The 23,038-nt window shown below is 39.1% G+C and carries 25 protein-coding genes; 12 read left to right on the top strand and 13 right to left on the bottom strand.

Annotated features, from left to right (window positions below; genetic code table 11):
- Window positions 1–904 precede the first annotated feature (904 nt).
- From DW096_RS13275 to DW096_RS13245, 7 genes are all read left to right on the top strand, one after another.
- Window positions 905–2,674: a helix-turn-helix domain-containing protein gene (locus tag DW096_RS13275; RefSeq protein WP_117867301.1), complete on the top strand. Its 1,770-nt coding sequence runs from the start codon at window positions 905–907 to the stop codon at window positions 2,672–2,674.
- 163 nt (window positions 2,675–2,837) lie between these two features.
- Window positions 2,838–3,149, top strand: coding sequence for a hypothetical protein (locus DW096_RS13270; RefSeq protein ID WP_057282190.1), 312 nt, complete (start codon window positions 2,838–2,840; stop codon window positions 3,147–3,149).
- A gap of 62 nt (window positions 3,150–3,211) precedes the next feature.
- A complete protein-coding gene (locus DW096_RS13265; RefSeq protein WP_369904486.1) occupies window positions 3,212–3,787 on the top strand; it encodes a DUF3575 domain-containing protein in 576 nt (191 codons plus the stop codon).
- 23 nt (window positions 3,788–3,810) lie between these two features.
- Window positions 3,811–4,716 carry a FimB/Mfa2 family fimbrial subunit gene (locus DW096_RS13260; protein ID WP_057282192.1) on the top strand — a complete coding sequence of 302 codons (906 nt, stop codon included), beginning with the start codon at window positions 3,811–3,813 and terminating at the stop codon, window positions 4,714–4,716.
- Between the two features lie 27 nt (window positions 4,717–4,743).
- Window positions 4,744–5,703 carry a fimbrillin family protein gene (locus tag DW096_RS13255; RefSeq protein WP_057282193.1) on the top strand — a complete coding sequence of 320 codons (960 nt, stop codon included), beginning with the start codon at window positions 4,744–4,746 and terminating at the stop codon, window positions 5,701–5,703.
- 28 nt (window positions 5,704–5,731) lie between these two features.
- Complete coding sequence (locus DW096_RS13250; protein ID WP_057282194.1) at window positions 5,732–6,628, top strand: fimbrillin family protein; 897 nt, start codon at window positions 5,732–5,734, stop codon at window positions 6,626–6,628.
- A gap of 39 nt (window positions 6,629–6,667) precedes the next feature.
- Entirely contained in the window at window positions 6,668–8,308 is a 1,641-nt protein-coding gene (locus tag DW096_RS13245) for a fimbrillin family protein (RefSeq protein WP_057282195.1), read from the top strand.
- Between the two features lie 384 nt (window positions 8,309–8,692).
- Here DW096_RS13245 and DW096_RS13240 read toward each other — a convergent pair whose 3' ends face one another.
- The 10 genes from DW096_RS13240 to DW096_RS13190 form a co-directional block, all read right to left on the bottom strand.
- Window positions 8,693–8,944, bottom strand: a complete 252-nt coding sequence (locus DW096_RS13240; protein ID WP_057282196.1) for a hypothetical protein — start codon at window positions 8,942–8,944, stop codon at window positions 8,693–8,695.
- A 314-nt stretch (window positions 8,945–9,258) separates the two neighbouring features.
- Complete coding sequence (locus DW096_RS13235; protein WP_057282197.1) at window positions 9,259–13,854, bottom strand: NACHT domain-containing NTPase; 4,596 nt, start codon at window positions 13,852–13,854, stop codon at window positions 9,259–9,261.
- A 2-nt stretch (window positions 13,855–13,856) separates the two neighbouring features.
- Window positions 13,857–14,741 carry a hypothetical protein gene (locus DW096_RS13230; RefSeq protein ID WP_117867303.1) on the bottom strand — a complete coding sequence of 295 codons (885 nt, stop codon included), beginning with the start codon at window positions 14,739–14,741 and terminating at the stop codon, window positions 13,857–13,859.
- Window positions 14,734–14,958: a helix-turn-helix transcriptional regulator gene (locus tag DW096_RS13225; protein WP_057282199.1), complete on the bottom strand. Its 225-nt coding sequence runs from the start codon at window positions 14,956–14,958 to the stop codon at window positions 14,734–14,736. The genes DW096_RS13230 and DW096_RS13225 overlap by 8 nt, the downstream gene beginning before the upstream one ends.
- Window positions 14,959–15,184: 226 nt before the next feature.
- A complete protein-coding gene (locus DW096_RS13220) occupies window positions 15,185–16,132 on the bottom strand; it encodes a DUF5712 family protein (protein ID WP_057282200.1) in 948 nt (315 codons plus the stop codon).
- A 4-nt stretch (window positions 16,133–16,136) separates the two neighbouring features.
- Window positions 16,137–16,721: a BfmA/BtgA family mobilization protein gene (locus DW096_RS13215; protein ID WP_057282201.1), complete on the bottom strand. Its 585-nt coding sequence runs from the start codon at window positions 16,719–16,721 to the stop codon at window positions 16,137–16,139.
- Between the two features lie 284 nt (window positions 16,722–17,005).
- The gene (locus DW096_RS13205; protein WP_057282202.1) at window positions 17,006–17,338 is read right to left on the bottom strand and encodes a helix-turn-helix domain-containing protein; all 333 of its coding nucleotides are present in this window, start codon (window positions 17,336–17,338) and stop codon (window positions 17,006–17,008) included.
- Window positions 17,339–17,466: 128 nt separating this feature from the next.
- Entirely contained in the window at window positions 17,467–17,886 is a 420-nt protein-coding gene (locus DW096_RS13200) for an RteC domain-containing protein (RefSeq protein ID WP_310591639.1), read from the bottom strand.
- On the bottom strand, window positions 17,840–18,079 hold the full coding sequence (locus tag DW096_RS13195; RefSeq protein WP_081030727.1) for a hypothetical protein: 240 nt from the start codon (window positions 18,077–18,079) through the stop codon (window positions 17,840–17,842). The genes DW096_RS13200 and DW096_RS13195 overlap by 47 nt, the downstream gene beginning before the upstream one ends.
- A 78-nt stretch (window positions 18,080–18,157) precedes the next feature.
- Window positions 18,158–18,739 (bottom strand): cysteine hydrolase family protein, encoded by a 582-nt coding sequence (locus DW096_RS13190; RefSeq protein WP_117867338.1) that lies wholly within the window; start codon window positions 18,737–18,739, stop codon window positions 18,158–18,160.
- Window positions 18,740–18,866: 127 nt separating this feature from the next.
- Between DW096_RS13190 and DW096_RS13185 the strand changes: the two genes are divergently transcribed.
- On the top strand, window positions 18,867–19,202 hold the full coding sequence (locus DW096_RS13185) for a helix-turn-helix domain-containing protein (protein ID WP_057282205.1): 336 nt from the start codon (window positions 18,867–18,869) through the stop codon (window positions 19,200–19,202).
- A 31-nt stretch (window positions 19,203–19,233) separates the two neighbouring features.
- Here the strand turns inward: DW096_RS13185 and DW096_RS13180 are convergent, their stop codons facing one another.
- Entirely contained in the window at window positions 19,234–19,587 is a 354-nt protein-coding gene (locus DW096_RS13180; protein ID WP_057282210.1) for a cupin domain-containing protein, read from the bottom strand.
- A 100-nt stretch (window positions 19,588–19,687) separates the two neighbouring features.
- A complete protein-coding gene (locus DW096_RS13175) occupies window positions 19,688–20,257 on the bottom strand; it encodes a Crp/Fnr family transcriptional regulator (protein ID WP_057282206.1) in 570 nt (189 codons plus the stop codon).
- A gap of 220 nt (window positions 20,258–20,477) precedes the next feature.
- On the opposite strand from DW096_RS13175, the gene DW096_RS13170 reads away from it, so the two are divergent.
- The 4 genes from DW096_RS13170 to DW096_RS13155 all read left to right on the top strand — a co-directional run bounded on the left by DW096_RS13170 (window position 20,478) and on the right by DW096_RS13155 (window position 22,255).
- Window positions 20,478–20,792 (top strand): helix-turn-helix domain-containing protein, encoded by a 315-nt coding sequence (locus tag DW096_RS13170; protein ID WP_057282211.1) that lies wholly within the window; start codon window positions 20,478–20,480, stop codon window positions 20,790–20,792.
- Window positions 20,779–21,072 carry a DUF3876 domain-containing protein gene (locus DW096_RS13165; protein ID WP_057282207.1) on the top strand — a complete coding sequence of 98 codons (294 nt, stop codon included), beginning with the start codon at window positions 20,779–20,781 and terminating at the stop codon, window positions 21,070–21,072. The genes DW096_RS13170 and DW096_RS13165 overlap by 14 nt, the downstream gene beginning before the upstream one ends.
- Window positions 21,073–21,121: 49 nt before the next feature.
- Window positions 21,122–21,415: a helix-turn-helix domain-containing protein gene (locus DW096_RS13160; protein ID WP_057282208.1), complete on the top strand. Its 294-nt coding sequence runs from the start codon at window positions 21,122–21,124 to the stop codon at window positions 21,413–21,415.
- A gap of 204 nt (window positions 21,416–21,619) precedes the next feature.
- On the top strand, window positions 21,620–22,255 hold the full coding sequence (locus DW096_RS13155) for a DUF5710 domain-containing protein (RefSeq protein ID WP_057282209.1): 636 nt from the start codon (window positions 21,620–21,622) through the stop codon (window positions 22,253–22,255).
- Between the two features lie 353 nt (window positions 22,256–22,608).
- On the opposite strand, the gene DW096_RS13150 is transcribed toward DW096_RS13155, so the two are convergent.
- The coding region (locus DW096_RS13150) for a site-specific integrase (protein WP_233555720.1) at window positions 22,609–23,038 on the bottom strand (430 nt) is incomplete at its 5' end.

Below are 23,038 nucleotides of genomic sequence, written 5' to 3'. Positions count from 1 at the left end.
GCTGGTCTTCTTTCCGCAAAGAACAGCTCTTTCTCCTACTAAAAGCTTATTAATGACTATTGTGCACGGTTGTGATGCAGTTTCTTCACTATTGTGGTACGGCTTCTCCATACTTGTGGAGAAGACGTACCACAATAGTGCGCATATCTAACTGTCATTTAATCAGTAGATTAAAATCCTATGTTTGAGTAATGAAAGCCTGATAAACAGTCTTTCATTGGCTGTGTATGTACCTTCAAAAGAGTGTGATATGGTAGTGGATAATGTTCATGTCTTACAGTTTTTCAGTGAAAGAAATCATGAATATTGGGATACTTGAAAAATAAGTCCCTCTTTTGCACGCGAATTAGAAAACCAAAAGAGTTTTGTAGTCCTCATCGGAGGGGCGTAAAAATATCGGATAAGATGACTGGGTAAAACCAATCATTTTCATTGTGATTCTGTTTACAGAGCTTTGAAGGATATGAGGTACAAGGTTGTCCGTATCAAGGATATAAAAGAGGATTTATCCGATTTTGCCGGATATAAGAAGAAATAATCAGATTTGCCCCTAAAGTAAACTTAAAGGATTTAGAAATAAAGCAGTTCAATCCGGAACATCCTTTAAATGAATTGAACAGATTGAATAAACTGAAAAAGTCCAATCCGGAGGCTTTCCATTACTGGTATCAGATTTATAAGATTATTCAAGAGAATGAAGAGAGTAAATAAATTCAAATAAGAAAAACAGCCGCTACAACTGTCAATCACAGTGTAGAGGCTTTTCTTTTAGAGTTTAAAGCATTAAGAGGGGTATAATGAAGGTGCAAGTTCATTGTTAATCCTATATAACTTTACTAATAATGTTTTTTTTTGTATTTTTGAAGAATTATAAACCAAGAACTTACGTAAACGCACAACCGATATGAAATATAAAACCAGTCTGATAACTATTTTATGGGGAAGCCTTTTATGTTTCACTTTATCTGTTGTAGCACAAAATAGCCTGCAATATCAAAAAGACTCTTTGCGGCAAGCGATTGAACACGCCGAAGGTATTGACAAACTGAAGTCGTACAACAAATTGTACTATTTATATATGTCGGAAGTTGCCGACGACCAAAAAATGGATACATTGCTGATGCTGTTCACTCAGGTTGAAGCCGAAGCCATAAAGCAGGGAAATGTAGAAATGCAGGGAATGGTGTATGGAAATACCATCATATCCCACATAAACCGGAAGGAGTATGACGAAATCATTCAAAAAGCGCCCGGCTATCTTGACTTTTATATCCGGCACGAATTGTGGAAGTTCTATTATCAGATCAATATGCAGCTGATTACTGCCTATAATCTGAAAGGGGATTATAAACAGGCAGCCGAAGCGGCGGAACTCATGTTCGACCGCGCCAGGAAGCGGGAGGACAAGGCAGGGATGGCATTGGCGCTCTATGCTACCGGAATCACTTATAATGTTCAGAATAGATGGAAAGAGGAAGAAGAATGTTTCAGAGAGTGCGCCGGCTTATTATGGGAAGTTTCGGGATACGACAATATCCTGACGCAATCCTATGCGTTCTTATGCACTGCTCTTCGGGCACAGGCACAGTATGACAAACTATTGCAACTTGTGCCTGACTATGAAAAAGCGATTGCACGATTCGAGAAATCATCCGGAAGAACACAGCCTGAAGCGCGGGGAAATCTCTATGTAGCATTGATGAATACATACATAGATACGAAAGACTACGACAAAGCCGGGGAATATCTCTCCAAATTGGAAAGTATTGTCAATAACAATATTTCCAAATATGAGTTGGCGCGCGCAAAGGCTCTGATTTTTCAGTCACAGGGAGACTACCGCAAAGCACTTGCCGTAATAGACAGTGCAACGGCCGGGATTGATGAATCGGACTTCAGCCTCAATGATACCAGAAAAATAAAGATGGAGATACTTGCCCGGATGGGACGTGTTGACGAAGCGTTAGCGCTATTGGATCAGTTCATAGCTACCAATGATACTATAAAAAACGTGGAGGTCAATGCCCGGTTCGATGAATTACGTACCCAATATGAAGTGGAAAAACATATTGCCGGGAAAGAGCGTAATTTCCATTACCTCCTTTTTGCTCTTGCCATTTGTCTGGTTCTCGCTTTGCTCTTGGCAGGTGCTTTCTATTACAACCGGACTATTGCCCTCAAGAATCGTAAGTTGTATGAACGAATTAAAGAACAAGACCGGTTAGCGGATGAACTATCCCGATTGGAGAACATTCGCCAATCGGAATCCTCCCCGGAGGATTCCGGCAAAACAGCCGGAGCCACGGAACTGTTTGCACCTTCCGGCGAACAGCAGAATCTGGTTATTCGATTGCAGGAGTATCTGCTCTCCGATGATAACCTGTCCAATACTGACATTAACCGCGATGATATAATCTCCGCACTTGGCACCAATAAGAACACATTGACAGATGTCGTCAAAGCCGTTACTGGAAAATCTCCCATGGAGTATATGCGTACTCTGAAAGTGGAAGAGGCACGCCGGAAGCTCGACAGCCATCCCGAACTTACGATTGAGGCGATAGCTTTCAGTTGTGGCTTTAATATACCGAGCACTTTTTATCGTCTGTTCCGCAAACAATATGGCATTAGCCCGACAGAATACCGGAAAATGGCAACGTCCCAAGAAAAATAAAAAATACTGCTCCAAAATTCAAAAGCACGGTGAATCCGTGCTTTTTTTATGTCCGAAAGCCTGAAAAACGGCAGAAAAGGACAAAACGCCACAAACTTGGGACAAAATGCAATAGTTTTCAGCCCGTATTTCACATCCTTTGTACCAAGAAAAAGAAATATCTATGGACAATTACATTTTCCTTATCGCACTGGGACTTGTTTTCTGCTCGCTTGCAATTGTGGCTTTGGTCTTTTTGCATTGCCGGAAGATAGTTGAGAAGTGCAATTATTATATGGCGAAAGGCATCCGTGAGCAGGATTGTTTAGCTAAGCAATTGGAACGAACACGCATAGAAAAAGAAATGATGGAAAAGGTGATTAAAGCAGAACTGGCGGAAGCTGTTAAATCTTTTATGACAGGAGAAAAAAACGATGGCTGTACGACTGACTGTAAGAGACAGATATCGCGGATAGAGATAACCTATTTCATTTAATATACATATAACAAATGAACTTTATGAAACAATTACAAGAAAAACTACTGGCCTTGCTTCTGATGGCTTTATTGACCGGAACAGGAGCTTACGCGCAAGAGGCATCGGATAAACAAAAGACACCGGATTATCGGTTTGCCGTCCGCACGAATGTGCTGTATGATGCCTTCCTGCTGCCCACATTGGGTGTAGAGTGGCGTATGAATGAGAATGTCGGCATCAAGCTGGACGGCAGCCTCGCATGGTGGGGTGGCAATCACGGCAAGGTGCAGAAGATGTGGCTCGTCAACCCCGAAGTGCGGTGGTATCTGCTGCGCGAGAAACGCTTCTATGTAGGAGCATCGGGAACCTACGGCGAGTACAATATATATAAGTACCCGCTTGGCAGCATCCTCTCGAAAGACACCGGCTATCAGGGCAAGCTGTGGAATGCGGGATTGACCGTGGGCTACCGGCTTTATCTGTCTCGCGACTTCTCCATCGACTTCAACCTCGGTCTGGGCTACACCCGTTCCGAATATGACAGTTTCGGCATGACCGATGGCATACGTGTATATAAGGAACGGAACAGAACAAAGAGCCTATGGGGACCGACACAGGCCGGCATCAGCCTCGTGTGGAAGATTGGCAGCAAATAAGTAGAACTATAAAAATACGATATATGAAAAATTCGATTACATTACTTTGTGTCTGGGCGACAGTCCTCCTCCTTGCAGGTTGCGATGTGAAAGATCCGATTTACAACACTCCGCATCCCGACAAAGGGCAAATCACCTTGACAACAGACTGGACGCGGCGCACAACGGGCGTGGATATACCGGCAAACTACACGGTGGCATCCGGTGAATACATGGCTACCGTGAGCGATGCCACCAACACGCTCGACCGCCTTTTTGAGCCGGGTGTTTGCCACTTGCGTGTTTACAACACGCCGGAGCGCATCACCGTGAGCGGCAGTGTGGCAACCGTCGCCGGGGCCTCGGGTAACGTGGACGGAGCGGGGCTATTCATACAGGAAATGCCGGGCTGGTTGTTTACGGGCGTGACGGAAACTACGATAGAAGCGGACACCGACCACACCCTTACCGTTGCGATGCAGCAGCAAGTACGCCAACTGACGCTCTTCATCGAGCCGACGGGCAGTACCACGGACAGGATAGAGCGAATCGAAAGCTACCTTTCGGGGGTTGCCTCGACGCTGGATATGGATAACGGCACGCATGGTACGCCGCTGAACGTGGCACTGGCGTTTTCGAAAGTAACGGAAGGAGCCAATACCGGAAAATGGGCGGCCACGGTGCGTCTGCTCGGCGTGGCGGGTGTGCAGCAGAAGCTGGATGCCAAACTCTACTTTGCAGGAGACAGTCCAAAGCCGGTCACTCTCGACAGTGACCTCACCACGGAGCTTGCCACCTTCAACGCCGACAAGTATAAGCCACTCGCCTTGGGCGGGAAAATAGTGGAAACACCTACGGAAGCTGACTTCTCCGCCACCATTACCGACTGGACGCCGGGCAATGGCGAAGACGGCGAAAACGGCTCGGCCGGAATGGAGACGAACAATTGAATCAAAAATATGTAAAAAAGTAAGATTATGAAAATTAGAAACTTATCAATCATTGCCGCAGCAGCCCTTGCACTGGTCGCCTGCAACAACGACAACGAAGTTATCACCGACAACTGGAACGGCGAAATCCGCCTCACCAGCGGCATCACCTCCCACACCCGTTCCTACGGCCTCGACACACAGCTTGGCGCAGGACTGCAAATATCTGCCTGGGTGGACGACAAGAACAACCTCCCCATCTACCGGAACAACGTGCTCACCGCCGACGGCACCGGAGGCTTCACTTACGCCACCGATATGTACTACATCTCGCCCGACCCCGTGAACATCTATGCCATCCATGCCAATCCTGCCCCGGCGGGAGACGACTTCCCCGCATCGGTGTCCCACGAAGTGAAGGCCGACCAGACCACGCAAACCGCCTACGCCGCCTCCGACCTGCTCTATTCCACCAAGCGGAACGTGGCCCCCACTGCCTCTAACGTAGACCTCACTTTCTACCATTTGCTATCTAAAGTAGAAGTAGTGCTGAAGCGCGGCAACGGCGCCCCCGACCTCACCGGTGCCACCGTGACCCTGGAGAACACCGCCCTGAAGGCCACCTTCACCCCCAAGAAAGGCGTCGATATGAGTAGCCAGCCCGCACGCCGGGCGATGATAGCCCTTGCTGCCGACCCCAATCCCGCCGCTCCGATTACCATCCCCACGGTGGTGACGACAGACTTTAACGCCACCAATCTCCAGTACGCCGAAGCCATCGTGGTGCCCCAGGAACTAACCGCAGGCACCGTCTTCATCCGCGTGAAGCTGGCAGACAACACGAATTTCGTCTACAAAATCCCCGCCGGAGATGCCTTGAAGCTGGAAAGCGGCAAGCGGTACATCTATAAGATAACCGTGGACTATAAGGAACTGAGGCTGGAAACCGAAATCGAGGACTGGGAAACCATAGGCGCACCCGTAGAAGGCTCTGCATTTCAGGAGTAACCCATAAACAATAAATATAAAGAAAAAAATGAAGAAGACGAACATACCAATATATATAATGTACCTGTGGGCAGCCTTGGTTTTGGCTGCCTGCACAGGCGATGACGACGCGGCATGGCCCGAAGGCGGCGTGCCGCTGGAACTCTACGCCGCCGTAGAGGGATATTCCTCCGCCAACGCCCAGACACGGGCTACCACTGAAAATAGGTGGGAAGGGGGAGAAGTGGTGAAGCTGCTGATTGGCAGTAAAATCTCCGGCAGTACGAATGAGATACACCTCTCCGTCGATTCCGATGGAAAGCTGATTACAAATGGTGCCCAATGCACCTGGACAAGCCCGAATGAGGAAAAGATTATTTATGGGGAATATTATAATTTGCAGGCTGCTCCTTTATTCTCTGTACAGGCCGACCAGAGAGATAAAGGATATCAGGATAGCGACCGCATGGCTGCTCCCCACATCTGCATCACCGTAACGTCCCCCGATAAGACCCTCGTCTTCCGCCACGTCACAGCCAAGGTGGTGGTACACCTCAAAGCGGGCAACGGCGTGACCGACGATGAACTGCAGCGCGCCACTGTAACCTTTGAAAACCTCACGTGCACGGGAGGGAATATCAATCGCAACAATGGAACCGCAGAGCAAGTGCTCCCCGGCATCGACCGCATCACCCCCAACGAAGTGACCCCTGCCGCCGACGAATACGTACGCACCGTGCGCGCCCTGCTTCCTCCCCAAAATATGTCGGGACGGAAGTTCGTGAAAATAGTCATCGGAGGAAAGACCTTCTACTACACCCCCGCCGCAGGCGAAGCGAACTTCTTCAGTGGCAAGATGTACGAGTACCGCCTCACCGTGACCTCGGAAGGTATCAAAAATATCGACATGGAAGAAGGAGGAGGTACGTGGCAGCCGGTCGAGTAGAACAGTAGCAACTAAATTCATCAATAAAAAAGAAACCGTATGAAACAACATCATTCCATATTTCCCCCGGCAGCATCCCTGGCCTGCGCCCTCATCCTGATGCTGGCGGCATGCACGTCCGACGCACTGGACGAACTGCCCCCTGCCGGCACCGACCCCGATGCCCACCCCCTCACCATCACCGTGAGCGACGGCGGCATGTACGCCACCGGGCAAACCCGCGCCCAGGAACGCGGTTACAGCACCGTCTTCACCGAAGGCGACTGCATCGGCCTCTACGTGGTGAAGGACGGAACCCTGGAGGTGAAAAACCTCTGCCTTACCCTACAGGGAGGCAAGTGGACGCTGCCTGCCGGCGCTTCTCAGCTCTTATACTCACCCGATAAGAGTTATCATGCCTATTATCCCTACCGGAAGGATGGAGATTTGAACGGCAAGGTATTGCCCGGCGACGAAGACTTCTTTAAGTCTGTAGTCAAGCTTTGGTTTGTTAACCGCGACCAGAGTACCTACGCCCAATACACCGCCTCCGACCTGATGACGGCCCGTGGCGTGTATAACAACCATACGCTCAGCTTCGCGATGGAGCACCGCATGTCTCTGCTCATCCTTCAGGTGCCTGCTACGAAATATACCTATACCGAAAAGATAGACGGCCGAGAGATTTCTAAGAGTTATTACCGCTACACGGCGGTGATCAGTGAAAATTCATATTGGCAGGAGAACCCCTGTACGGCCCGCCTGCTGCTGAACACTACAGACCCCACACACTTGAATCCGGAACCGTATGAGTATTACTACAACGGAACTAAGGAGACTTTCAATCTTAAGTATTCCCAATTAAATCTTCAGCCCGGAAAATACACCGTTCACACGCTTGACGACAGTAAGGTGACAGAAGAGTCCCGGTCGTTAAAGGCGGGTGACTACTATATGCAGGACGGCAGCATCCTGCCCGGGGATGAAGATGTCAAGCCGTTCCGTGATGAACTACAGGAGAGTTGTCTCGGCGTAGTCTTCTGGGTGGGCGAAATCGATGGGATGCACTGGACGCGGACCGGCTCCAAAGAAGGCGACCGCCTGCTGATGCGCGACCATCCGGAGTGTGTGCACGGTATGGTCGTTGCGATGGATGATACCTCCTCTCAGGAGATGAAGTGGGCCACCGGAAAGGGGGCGACTGAGCATATTTATCAATGGGCCAAAAAATCATTCAACGAATTCACATCCGGAGAGCAGGCCGATTGGGAAGAAATACGGGCATCCGATATATCTTTCGGTTATTGCAGATCCCGTATAATGGCACTTTACGGCTCTCGGCACAGCGACACCACCTTTCCTGTCTACGATGCGATAGCCGATTATGCTGCCACGCACCCCGCGCCCACAGGTAGCAGCGGGTGGTTCTTACCGGGCAGTCATGAGCTTGCCACACTGTGTTTCGGTGCGCCCACTAGTTTTACTGAATCGGGCTCCACCTACTATTACAAGAATCTTCAGATGCTCAATAAAATCAATCCCCAGATTGATAAGGCGGTCGGTGATAAGCTTATCGGGAAGTATTGGAGCGGCTACGAATGGAATGAAGAGAGGGGCTGGCATGTAGATGTCACCACCCCCCACTATGGCGTAAAGCCCAAAACCGATACCTATAAAGTCCGTGCCGTGCTGGCCTTTTAGCGGCCTGCGTGCGGAAGCTGCGAGATAAAACGATTTATTAACCCCCGTCCCGCCAAGGAAAGGAGGTTATTGATTGAGTGGATTTAACAAGAACAAAACCTAAACATAAGTGAATTTCTTCGCTTGCATCTAAGGCTCGTTCTATGTCTTTCCCTAAATATTCAATCAAAGGAACTTCGGAGCATTGGTGGGTAATTGGTCGGCTACGGGAATAGAGTTATGAACATATACGCTGCCAACAGAATATGTCTTTTTAATTGACGATGTGAGGTGATAGTGCAATTATTAAAGCATTCTTTTTCTCAGTAGGCATAAGGGGAACTAAAAGAGGGGTGCAGTCAGACGGCACGAAGTGCCGGATGGCTGCGCCATCCGTCGCTTCGTTTACTCTTGGTCTAATAGTTCATTTTTGAACCTATCCAATTTGACTTTAGCGCTGTCCTTATTGCTACGCTTCGTATCAAAATAGTCTTTGATGATAGGTTCGGACAACTTGCACATTGTGCCTTTCTTGCCGTCTCCATATCGGGAGTAAGTTATCCCGTGGCACTCCAACAGGTAAGAAATTCTATCAAGCACATCATTTACGGGGATATATAAATCGCTACCCGTTTCAGCTTCAAATTCACTTCTCATATTCAATAAGAACTTCTGGCTTCTTTAACTGAACCATGTAAACCTGTGCGATTTAGGCATAAAAAAAGAGAGCTACTTTGATGTAACTCTCTGAATTTTTGGTGATTCGCCTGGGATTCTCTTTTAGGAGTTACCACGCTGATATTTAAAACTTTATAATTTTAGTTTCAAGCATATCCCATGATTTATCCCACTAATTTGCTACGTGCTTTTGCGGTAGTTTGCTCATGGAGAATACTGAAAACAAAGATAAATCATTTCTTTGAATTCGCAAAATGAGAAGTCAGTTTTGACTGGTACTAAAAAGATAATTTTTATTTTGAAACCAAATCCAAAACTTTATCAATGTCATTCTTATAGCTAATATCTTCAAATAAAATATCAAATATTTTATTTATATATGCCAATTTCCGTTTGTGAAGTATCTTGTCTTGCTTGAAAATATTATAAAACCCCATTAGCAATTTCATTTGACGTTCCCTAACTGTAGATGAATACTCAGTTTCTTTTTCTTTTCGAAATTGATAAAAATGTATCATTTTGAAAATTTCAAAGCATTGATCAGAATATTCAGCGCTATATTTTAGTAGATATTCAAGAATGTAATATTTTTTAAAATCAAAAGACTTCGAACTAATGTATTTTATTATAAATGGGTATAAATCGGAAAACTTCACATTTGATTTTTTATAATGTAAAAAACAACAATCATATTGATGTGAAATATGATCATCTTCATAGTTCAGATATTTTTTCAAAATAAATATAGCTTTTTCTCCTTTTGGGTCTTCTTCGAAATAAAAATAGGTTATAGCACAACTAATAACTTCCGCAATACATTTAGGATCATTATCGATATAGTCAAACAAAATCGACTCTGCATTTGAATAAGTCCTCACCCATGCGAAGTAAAGCATTGCAGAAATATTTTCTCGAAATTTCTCATTTTTAATCCCTTTTGCTCGAATTAAATAAGATGCCAATCGAGAAAAGTCATAGTGAGCATAATATTGAGCAGGGTTGAATGAGTAGACAAACAGTTCATCAGATGCATTTGCTGTAATTAATCGAAATAATGAAAATGCTCTCTCAATATTGTATCTATTCAAATATGCCAATCCATAAAGGACTGATGTTAGAATATCGTCATTGGCATCCTGAACAACTTTCTCCAACGTTCCTAAAACTAATTCCCCATGTTTTTCCATACTCAAACAATACAATGCATCTATTGCAGAACCCCGTACAGAATTTATGGCCGAGCTATACAAATCTCTATCATTTTTTCTTTCAGGATTAGGGTATGATAATGCCAAATTAACAGCAAAGTCAATTATTGTTTGATCGTCTATTCCTTTTATAAATAATTTCCGCAAACTTCGTGTAATGTAGAAAAGCTTATCATCCGAATATCGTTTATTTATTATTGCCGATACAAAAATATCTTTTAAAATTTCATTTGATAAGTCTGATTCTCCAAAAGCACATAGGGCTTGAGCAATATAAGAATCATGAATCTTTTTATCGGCAATCATTTTATGTATCAAGCTAACGAAGCGACCTGGTTGTTTTTTCACTTCTTCTTCTAACCTCCGAGCATGTTGTTCTCTTCCTCCTGTAAAATCATAGGAAATTTTATCTTCTGCATATTTGATAAATGATTTCAGCCATTGTTCATCTGTCATTTTTGCGTATGCATCGTGTTTGATTGGCGAACCAATACCTCTCATTTGAAAACTACTGCTATACAAATAATCAGAGGGCTTTACTTTAGGGAATTTTCTATTGAGTTCTTGATATGTCTTTTTTGCCTCTAGTATTGAATTTATATAATCAATGGGAAATGCCTGCAAAAATAAATAAGTAGTACGTCCATAAGAAGAATAGAAAGGATTTTTTCCTTCTCTATCATCAGGCATTAATTTTCCTTGATTTTTAAGAGATAAAATTATATTCAAGATAAATTTCTTGTTTTTGTTGCAGAATGTTGGAAACCAAAGCTGAATAAGTCGAAATAAATCTCCTTGCAATTCTCCATGATCTGTAATTTGATTTATTTGACGCATCCGTTTGATGATAGACATCACCAAATCCTCTTTATTTGAATCGGGCTTATCCAATACACACAATACAATCTTTAAGATAGAATGGTATTTAGAGGTATAATGAGTTTTAACGAAATCATCATAGAACACGGAGTTTTTAGTTCGAATTTCTTTTACCCAACGAATGAGCCTTGCATAAATTCGTTCTTTGTCTGTATGATAATCGCTTTTGTTGTTTACTACACTGAATGAGGTAAATAATCCATCAGGAACTAATAATCTATCTTCTTCGCTATCCCACAGGTGCTCTTGGCTTTTTATGGCTGAAAGAACGGTGTTGAACAGGAAGGTTATTGCTTTTTCGGGCGAAGTCTTGTTTATTAAATCTAAGAGTCTCTTCTTGGCATACCAATCATCTCCATGCTGTCCCTTTTCTCTTTCCCAAATTCCATTATAGATACTTTCTGAGATTTCCCTTATTACAAAATCCACATTTGCAGGGACAATATTTTCGAGTATATGATAATATGAAAATGAATCCAAGGAATCTTTACAATAAAGGAATAGGTCGTATGCCAATGAATTTGCCCAGTCTTGATTGAAATACAAAATTCTACCCACGACTTGTTTTTTTTCTTCAAACTTAAGGGATAATAACAAATTAAAAATGTCATCAATATTTGACTGCAAATTTCTTCGAAGAAGAAATGTTGCCATATTGAGCGACTGATTTTTCCTCGTTTCAAATGGCAAGTAATTGTTATAAAATGGACAACGTAAAATCCACTGAGAATATTTTGTTTTCTTTTCAAAGAACCTATCCCTAATTGTAGGCTTCAACTCATACATGTTTTTCAATAAACCTTGTTGAATTAACCAATTGGTCCAACCTTTTGAAATCAAACTATCAATAAAAATATCGTAATATTTTTTCTTTTGTAAAATTAGCTTTAATGCTATTTGCTTTTCATCATTAAAAGGGGTTTCGACATTGGATAATAATGAAATCACTAATGATTTTATATGAAACCTTATTCCGTTTGATTGTAGTATATATTTTGTTATTCGTATATATTCATTTCTGTCTGATATTGATAGATAAGAAATGATCATTTTTAGTCCAGATCGGCTTTCTAATGATTGTTTATTCGTTTTTATGTACTTAATCAGACTCCCCTTTTCTTCTATGAACTTTTTAGCAAAAAGATAGTCATAAAATGACTGATGGAAAAAGCGTAATGATTTATCTTTTTCTTCTATGACAATCCCTTTACTTTTCAAAAAAATGAATTCAGTTGGATAATCTTCGACCATATTAGCAGATGAAACTGTAATCGTTTGTTGTGCATGTTGTTTCTCAATTATTTTGTAAAGAAATTCTTTTAGCTTATTTTTATCAATCTTTGGATTTTGTATAAGCTGTTTCCACAATTCAACATATAAATCCTGAAGAGTTTTAATTTCATGAGCTTTTGTTTTATTATTATAAATTCGACAAAAAACATCCAAGTTATTAGGATTTCTTAGTAGAGAAAATAAAGTACCCGTCAAGTCTCCTTTTGCCAATTTTAATTTAGATAAGACGCTCTCCACATCTTTGTCATGAAGTTCACTTACTTGAATTTTTATATTGTTTTTGTAAGCATGGAACGAAAAGTCGTAGTTCAAATCATATTCTCGGATAGAGACAATTACTCTAATATTATGACGGTTTTTTAACGATTCAATGAGTTGAATATAAGTATTCACATAGTCTCGATTGGATGATAAATATTGCGAAAGAGCATCTAATTGATCAATTAAAACAATCGTTTTTCCGACATTTTTAGAGACTTCGATGATTGATTTAATAATTGGGTGAGTTAAATTAATTTTCGTTGTAAGATCATCCAGATTATTTGCAATTAAGGCATCTGACTTGAGACCAAGAACAGGAATTCCGTCTTTAGCCAGCAATTCATATAAATCCCGAAGTATCGTAGTCTTTCCACATCCAGCACTGCCTGAAAGAAACAGAACGTTATTACTTTTCTCTTCTGAATTAGTTGGTAATGTTGATTTTATCCAATTAAGCAGTTCTGTGGTTTCCTTGCGTTTTATATTAGAATTAGGAAGATTGCCAAAATAGTTTTTGCATCCGTAAAGCGTAAACGAAGCATTTCCTAATTCATCCAACAATTCAGGATTATAAATAGAATGTGGTTTAGTCAGTTCTTCTAATTTTTCTTTTATAGGTTCTAATGCTGTAGTCTCAATGACTGTTTTAGCCTCAAAATATTTACTAATCAGATTTTTATTGTACTCATAAGACAGCCTTCTATCTAATTCAATACCTATTATTGGAGTTATTTTGATACTTGACAGTATTCCATATAATTGGTTCTTTACTTTAGTAAGATCAATTACACTGAGCGTTTTATTTTCTTGGATTACTTTATTTATCCAATTTTCTAATTCAGACTCTTGAAGAATTTCGTTTGGGAAATTTTTTAAGAATGGTGTTGCTTGGTTATTGAATCCACTTGATGCCACAAAGTGGTATTCAAACGTATTAATGTCAAATATGAAATCAGCATGTATAATTGAGTATAGACAGAATTTTATAATCTCTCTTGCGCATTCAGGCTTGGTCAGTACTTTGTCATATAGTTTACATTGTACTACACCAACACTATTGCCATTTTTATATAAAACACAGTCTCGCCCTTGTTCTTTATTCCCACTCAAAAGAACAACATCATCAAATTTATTATTAACGATTTTCTCTTGGATGTCTTGATAATAAAGGTCTCTGACAAACTCCTCAAATCTTCGATCATCGAGGTGTAAATGATATATTATAGGCTGATTAGATAAAAGTGGCATATTTATTTTTCTGATCTAAAGTCTTGTAATAATAAAGGATATCTATCAAATAATTCCGTGATATATGCAATTTTATCTCTCTTTGAAATACTCACATGCATTGAGATATCATTTAGATTGTAAACTTCATTGCATATATGGGAATTATAATTGCTCATAAATAATATCAAAAACGTTCGTTCATGAGAACATAGAGAAAAGGCTACTTTTTTCAATTTTTCATATTTATAATGAGAGACTTCGCCCAATTCATCAACCTCCCAATGTTCTTCAAATTTCAAAAGAGGCGAATTAAATAAATAATTCCAAGTATCTTGAATTAACTTTGTGGCTGTGTATTCTTGATACTTTGAATAAATGTTTTGAGTAATTTCATTCAGTGCAGAATTTACACAACAAATATAGTCATTAACAAATTCAGATTTAAGTATAGTTTGAATTGGAGTATTATGTATAATAGTATTCCGAAGTCTTTTTATTTTCTCTAAATTACTCAGATGTATTTTGTCGAGAATTGGTATTTGAAGCGTATTAGCATATTTCTTCAGCCCATCACTAATTTTTCCATACATTAAATTTTGAGAAAAATCAGCTGAAAGTTGTTCGATAAGAGTATGGGATAAACTATTTGAAATAATATCATTTTTATATTTTACAAAATCTATTTTATCAGCATTCATTCTTTCAGGAAAAGCATATAAAATATTTGCATATGATTGAACTAGCGTGGACTCAAAGATTGCATATGAATACAGAAACAAAGACTTTATTTGTCTTTGTTCTTTGCTGTTGTCAATGTCTTGTTTTATCAATGCTAGCTCTTTGTTCGCCTGTTCAAATGGTAAAACAATATCTCTAAGAAGAATTATGTTCGGTTTTTTAGTCATTGCTATTTATATTTTTTTCTTTTTTTATTTCCACCAATAACTCCCTCACTTCTACTCCCAACGTTTTAGCAATAGCAAACAGTGTTTCAAGTGAAGGTTGAGACACGTTTGCACACCAACGGGAAACAGTAGCTTCATTCTTCCCCAATGTTTCTGCAAGCCATTTGCCTGTTTTCTTCCTTTCCACAAGTAATACTTTTAATCTGTTCAATTCCATTTATTAAATTATTGATGTATTTTGCAAAGATATTGATTTAAGTTGAACCTTCTATCTTTTGTTATCTTTTTAGTTATCAACAGACAAAATCTTTTATGTCACTGTTAAACTGACAAAAGTTATTCTCACGAAGCTTTCGCCTCTTTATACAATAGGGAAGCCATGAGCAAGAAATAACCGAACTTGGATAAGAGATAACTTTGGGCATAATATGAATCTAATTTTATCAGTTTAATCTTGGTTTTCGTTTCTTCTTTTTCTTTTTACGTTTCTGTGCTTGTAATTCCTTTGTCGATGTTGCATCGCAATTATTGCCATCTCCCAATGAGAAGATAGATAATAGAGAGTTACCACTACTGTTATTTTGCTGATTATAAGACTGTTTTTTATCTGTCTTGCTATCAAGATTGCAAGATAACATGTTCTCTTTTTCACTGGATTGGAATATTTCTTTTTTCTTTTCGCCAATAAAATATTGTTTTGGTTCTTTCAACTCCTGCTCCTGCATATTTAGTTTTTTACCTATACTGCCGTTTTTCATAGTGTTAGCATATTCAAATGATTTAGATAGTTGGCGGTTGTGGCCGAACAACTTATCAAATCCCTGTTCTGCCTGTTGGAATAGGTTCACACGGTCGAAACCACCCGCCACCGTCCCTTTCTTGGTGTTCTTGTGGTTGGTTAGCGGTGATAACTTCTTTTTGTTGGTTTGGTCTTTACGGCTGACAATCAAATGGCAGTGCATATTCAGCTCATTGTCTGAACGGCTACGGTCAAAATGTATCTTACCATAGAATTTTATATCCGCTTCGGATAGTCCTTTGTTGAAGTTCTTGGCATATTCAGGAATAAACACCTCCCGGATATACCGTTTCATTGCTTCGACTTGTTCCAGCTCTGTATTGCCCATTACTCGGAGCTCCTTTTCCGATGGGCTGACATGAATAGCATAAAACTTAGCATCTGTTTTTAGAAGTTGCCCGATATTGCTATCTATATCTTTTATGACCTTTAATTTATAGATGTTATCATCTGTCATATTGAAAAAACCTTCGGTATAGATTCCTTTCTCCATTCTTTCTAAATCCTCGTGTTCAAGGTAATTAGCTAGTTGTCGGCTACTACCAGCATTATTATATGTTCCGTTTGATGGTGGAGCAAAGTCTATATGCATAAGCCTATGTATTTATCAGGTTTATAATCTCTGCTTTCAGGTTCTCCTTCCTCTTGCTATCCATCACACCACAAGCAGAAAGTTCCGAATAGAGTTGTATCAGGTGAAGCAGCTTTTTATAATCCCGTTGATGTATCTGATAGAGTGCGTTAATCTGTTTTGACTGATTGTTTATCACATCGGCATGATTGATGAACTGTTCACTTAGCTTTTTAAGTACGGCTGTTTGTCTTTCCTGACTGGCTTCTAATTGAGAGAGAATAAGAGTTTCTAAAGTTTTGCCGATAGCATCGAAGCGCAAAGCGATAGAATTTGTAGCACGTATCATGGGATTCAGTTGTTCTTCCTCATAGTGACGGATGAAGCGGATAATATTATCCTGTCTCTTATTTATTTTCGCCAGTTCCGATTTTACAGATTCCGGTGCTTCGGATGGGTTGATATGTGCCTTGTCTATATACCCGAACGCCAACTTTACAACTTCGCTCTTTTTCAGTGAATAGCGTTTGCATATCTTCTCTACCAAAGCTGCCGTTTCCTTGTCTATGGAAATGGTAGTGAATATCGTTTTCCGACTGCTGTTTGGCATGGTAATTACTTTTTTATAGAAATATGAATAGATAAATACCTGATAATAAGTATTGCAACGAAAATACTTATTACAGGTGTCATTACAGCGTGTTCTTGTAACACGCTAAAGCCGAAGGCTTTGCCCCGCAGGGCAAGAGGGAAGAACAGGACTTGTCCAGTTCCCTCTTGCTCGATTTAGCGAAACAGGCTGAACCGATAGGTGAGGCAGTTTGTGCTAAATCGGGGTGGTAGCACAAAGGAATAGCCTGAACACAGGCTTCTTTCCCCTGCTACTTTTTGCTATCAGGGCTGATTAGCCAACTGATTGGCTTTTTCAAACTGTTTGTAGGTTTGAGAGTCGGCATATTCCCGGACGAAAGCCCGAATATCGCTGGCTCTATAATACGTTTTTCGCCCGATGGTAAAGTAGGGAAGTACACCTTTCGCCCGATAGCGTTGTAAAGTTCTAAAGGATGATTTTAGGAGAAAAGCTAAATCTTGGTTATCCAATAGCTTTTCGTTTTCATCGAATACAGTATCGGTGTTGATAAGAGATTTCAAGTCTTGTCCGATTTCAGTGAGTTTTTTGGATAGCTTCTCCATCCACTTCTCGAAGTTTTCGTTATCTATATACATTTTGCTTCAATTTTAAGTTCAACATTATTATTATCAATCGATTGATGAAGCAAAGTTCGGTAAATGGATGCAAACTAATTAGGGGTGTACCAGTGGTACTCCCCTATAAATTGTAGATAAGATGTTGATTATCTGTATCCTTTGTTTTCTCGTTCTTCGATAATAAACTTCCGAAGTTCATCTAAAAATTCAGTTAGTTTAGTAGGCTTACGGGAAATTACACTTTCATGTTTCTTATAACAATCGCCTAATTTAATATTGAATAGTTCTTCAAAAGATTTTGTGATAACAGATAATGGTACAGGTGTACCGTTCTTGTATACGATTCGTTTGGATAGGAATAGACCACTAACTAATTCCATTATGTTGATTAGTGTGGTTTCGTCTGTTAAATATAAAGTAGAAAAAGGTCGTGTCTTCTTGTGCTTCTGAAATTGTTCAGGGTATTGAATTCGTAGATTCAAGATACGGATTTCAGTTTTTATAAGTTCTATTGCTTCATCAATAAGTAGTAATGGTGCAATTTTCCCCTTGCCCAAATTGTACACGGTACGATTTGAGCCTGTTTAGTCCAAAAGAAAAATAGCGTAACAAAATGCTATAATCTTGTTCATTCATACTAATATCAGCTAAATGTTTAGCCAATTCTTCAATAGCTTCTGTAAAATCTAATACAGGTGCTTGCTGCTGTGAGTATTCCGACAATAGTCGAAAAAATCTCAATTTAAGAATGTTATTCATATCTGATTAATAAAAAGTGTCCTACTTTGTTTTTTGCTAAAAATAGGGTGTGAAAATACAACTATGAGCATAAATAAACTAATCGTTTTCATCTTTCTCCTTGTTTGTTAGGTGATTTATATATTCTTTTGTTGTAATGATAGTTGAATAGTAATGGTTGAGCGAAGACAGAAAAGCTGCGTGTACGTCTTTTGCTTTTATTATTTGATCTTGAAACTCTAAGTCTTTTGTTGCACAAGCATCGGATATTATTATGCAGTTATAACCGAGGTCTTTAGCCGCTCTTACTGTTGCATCCACACACATTTGCGTCATCATTCCACAGATAACTAAATCTGTAATATACTGAGAGCGTAATAAATTATCTAATATAGTCCGATGAAAACTATTAGGGGTATGTTTAATAATAACATTCTCTTCTTTCAGCGGTGCAACATTTTCATGTATTTTCGCTCCTTTAGTGTTGGGAAGAAAAAATGTTGCACCCTGTTTGGTAGAAATATGTTGTATATGTATTATGGGTAAAGACTGTAATCTAAAGTGTTGCAAGATTACTTGTGCTTTTAATCCAGCTTCGGAAATTCCAACTAATGGATTCAATCCTCCTTCAAAATAGTCATTTTGAATATCAATGAGAAGTAATGCAATTTTTGTTTTCATATATTTCTGCTTAATGTTTCTGCAAAACTAAATGTTTACTACCTTTGTATCAAGTATGTACAGAATTGTATGGTACATACTAAAATGTATCTAATGTAGATAATCAGTTCAATACGTCTGAAATAAAATGAATAAGAATATTAAAAAAGAGGTTTGCGTCCTTGATTATGCTTTCCAAAGAATAGGTGGAAAGTATAAGGGACGAATTCTTTGGGCTCTGTCTAAACATTTGGTTTTGCGTTATGGTGAACTTAGCCGTGAAATGTCAGATATAAGCACGAAAATGCTAACACAGACTTTAAAAGAACTGGAAACAGATAATTTGATTCATCGCAAAATGTATCCCCAAGTACCACCAAAAGTAGAATACTCATTAACTGAAACAGGTAAGGAACTTATTCCTTTTATTCAATATTTGGTTGATTGGGGATATAAAAAAATGGCAGATGACTCACTGGAATAATTCTCATTTTCAGGAGCATAGAACGGCTTTCTTATTCTTCTTTATGTGGTAGCAATGTAATCAAATCTTCATCACCTTCTAATAGGTAATAAGCTACAAATATTAGAAGGGTTGAATCTGATGCATTATCAAAATGTAAAATAGGTTGATTTTTAGGCTCGTAAAAAGCTTCACCTGCTTTTATTAGATATGAACTCTGTCCCTCTATTTGAAATAATAAAGTTCCCGAAACTACATAACCCACAACTGGGCAAGAGTGAAGATGATAATCTGCTTTCCCCTTTTGAGGTATTACAATCTTCTTAATTTCGACTTTTGATAAACTCTGTTTATCATGTAAATGAACTGTCAGAAGATCAGTTCTAGTTACTGTACTCTTTTTCATACAAATGCAGCTATTTAGTGATAAAAATAAAACGAATATCAATACTTTATTCATGATTTCTTTGTTTTGCTGCAAAATTAGTGTGAATGAGGTAATTATGTCATTGACCTATGTTAAGAGATTTAAGCCTGCTCAAAGATTCTGGTTTAATACCAAGATAAGATGCAATATGATATTGTGATACATGTTGTTCAATATGCGGACACGTTCGTAAAAGCAATTTATATCTATCCAATGCACTATCCATTAGTAGCGATGACTCTTTACGGCACTTTCTGATAAAGAGTGTATCTGCAATATACTTTCCTAGCTTATACCACTCATTAGATTCCTGTAACAAAAGTTCGTAGTTAGATTTGGATAAACTCAGTATGAGAGAATTCTCTAATGCCTGTATGCTTCCTATACTTGGCTCTTTGGTTAGAAAGCTTCTATAGGAAGTTGTAAAAGAACCATCTGTATAAAAATCACTTATATATTCTTCACCATCTTTTTCTATATAAGAGCGAAGTGTTCCCTTTTCAACGAAGCCAATGAAAGTGCATACTTTACCCTGCTGCAAAAGAAAATCTTTCTTTTTTAACGATAATCTTTCTGATACTTCTATTACTTTCTCATAATAGCTATTTGATAACCCAATTTCTTCTATTATCAATTTCTTTATGTCCATGATGTTTCTTATTAGTACTACAAAAGTAGACATAATATTGTATTGGAAAAATGTGAGGCTCTAATTAAATCATATTCAGGCTATTTTAGAGCATAGAATATGCCTAATCATGCCTTTATCAGACACTTCTGGACAGTTTTGAAAACTACTCTTGATTCTTCTTTCATTTGCCGATGAAAATAGAATCAACACGTTTTATAAACCATTAAAAATTGAAAGTATGGAAGTAGTAACCATTGAAAAGAGAACCTTTTCGTATGTCTGCGAACGGTTCACCGAGTTTGCCAAACGAATAGAAAGTTTGTGCAGCACTCATAGCCAGAAAGTAGAAAACTGGTTGGATAGTCAGGAAGTGTGCCTGTTGTTGGGCTTTAGCAAGCGAACGCTACAATATTATAGAAGTAGTGGACGGCTGGCTTATTCTCAAATCGGCAGCAAGATTTATTATAAGTCTTCCGATATTGAAAGAATTATTGCTGACAGTGAAACACAAAATCAATTATCCAAACAAACCACGCCTTATGAAAAGAACTAAAGAAGATTACCCGTCCTTCAATCTGTTTTCCATTGTCGGCACATGGGAAAGTGTTAATCTGAATCCTACGGTTATTATCTACCGGAACGATAAAGAGTATCATCTTTCTATTATATATGTATCAGAAACCACTAAACAGGCTTCACCCGCTACTTATGAGATACAGCAAGATGGTAGCCAGTATTTTATTGCCACTGCATCCAAACGGATTTATATAGATTATGATTCAGCAAAAGATGTACTTAGCATTTCATCACTGGGTGACTATCTGCGTAACTAGCTATCTAGCTATCTTGAAATCAATATTTCAATAAAATAATCTTTCAATCATGGAACTAATAAATAAAGATACCCCACAAGTCAAAGAATTTATTTCTTCACTTGATTTGATGCTGAATGGCATTGAATCTATTGTCAAGCACTACAAGCCCCACCTGAACGGGGAACGCTTTCTTTATAATAATGAAGTTTCCAAGAAACTGAATGTCAGTTTGCGAACCCTGCAAGAGTGGCGAGATACAGGGCTAATCCCCTTTATCCAGATAAAAGGTAAAATCATCTATCGCCAGAGCGATATTGATAAGCTGCTCCAAAAGCATTACTTTGAAAGTTGGAAAGAATAGCTATCTAAAAGAGTATGAATTCCACTATCTTCAAAAGATGCATTTTTTTATTATAGTAGAAATTAGACCTTTGCAACCTAAAAGCACTTGAATCTCAATCTTGTTTAGTTAGATTTTAAAATTTAATTTGATGTATATCTTATTAATTTCTTATTTTTGTAAGCATGAGTCTTTTATATGAAAGTTAAATTTAAAATGTAAATTATGCCGCTAAAAATAAATGTGCCTTATTCCGAAAAAGATTTGGCAAAAGAAAAAGGTGCTTTTTGGGATAAAGATAATAAGACATGGTTTGTTCCCGATTATAAAGACATCAATTTATTTTCTCAATGGATTGACACAGATAAGGTATCAATAATTGCAAAAGCACCTTTCTGGATAGGGGTAACTCAAAAAACTTGTTGGAAGTGTGGCAGTATGATTGACGTGATAGCTTTTGCATCTAATAAATTTTGGATATATGAATATTCAGATGACGATGAGGCATTACAAGAATGGTATCTCCAAGATTATTTTTCTTTTTTCTATATGCCTGGTTATATTGAGAAAGAAATTTTAGATATTGTATGTTCACGTTTTCCTACTTTTAAACTGGGATTTTCTAAGACTGTTAATGGAAAGTATTGGGCGAATCATTGTGAGCATTGTAATGCTCTGCAAGGTGACTTTTTCATGCATAATGAACCCGGTGGAGAGTTCTCTCCTATTGATATGGATGGTTACAAAGCTATAACTCTAATAGAGTTCCCATGTAAATTTGATTTACCAATAACTGCATCTTATTCTTGGGCAAGTAATGAAAAAGATATTTTAAGGTATTGTCCGAAAACGCAGTGGTAATAGCCATATCCTTATCATATGTTTTTTTGTTGTATATCTTGTTTTGAATTTAATAGGAAATGTTTCTTTTGCAGAAGATTTAGAAAACATTGTTTTTCGGAATTTAATTTGAATCATTGACTTTTCCAGTGAAGTATTTAGTCTGTGCAAGTCTTTAGATGAAAATACGCTCGAACATAGTGAGAGGAAGATTTTCATCTAAACCGAAGGATCGGACTTGAACGGACTGAATACGGAACTTACCTTTGTCAATGCTTCATATTAAGTTTTGAAAAACTTACAATAAAAGAAAAGGATTGAGAAAATGAAATTCATTCTTCCCAATCCTTTTTCTATATTGGCTACTGCCTCAATTATATAGCCAATTCCGACAGACAGCTATTTACTTTTTGCATATCCTTGAAAATATTCTGATCCAGTACTCGTGCATAATGTTTAGTCACGCTTGTATCTGCATGACCTAACATCTTAGCAACATTCTCCATACTTACGCCATTTGCAAGGCAAATGCTTGTAGCATAGCTATGACGGGCGGTATGTGTGCTAAGATTTTTATGAATTCCGCACACATCGGCAATCTCCTTCAAATAACTGTTCATGCGTTGATTACACAATACAGGTAAAAGTTTTCCGGTACACTCTGCCACATCCTTATATTTATCAAGTATGGAAGCTGCCACAGGTAACACAGGAATGTTACACATGATTTTGGTCTTTTGGCGGTTCTTCCTTATCCAAAGTTTGTAGCTAACACTTGAAAAGGGACCCGGGTAGCATTTGAAA

The organism is Bacteroides sp. AM07-18 (genome assembly GCF_003602695.1).
In the GTDB taxonomy this organism is placed as follows: Bacteria; Bacteroidota; Bacteroidia; order Bacteroidales; family Bacteroidaceae; genus Bacteroides; species Bacteroides uniformis.
This window is presented reverse-complemented; position numbering and strand designations above follow the sequence as displayed.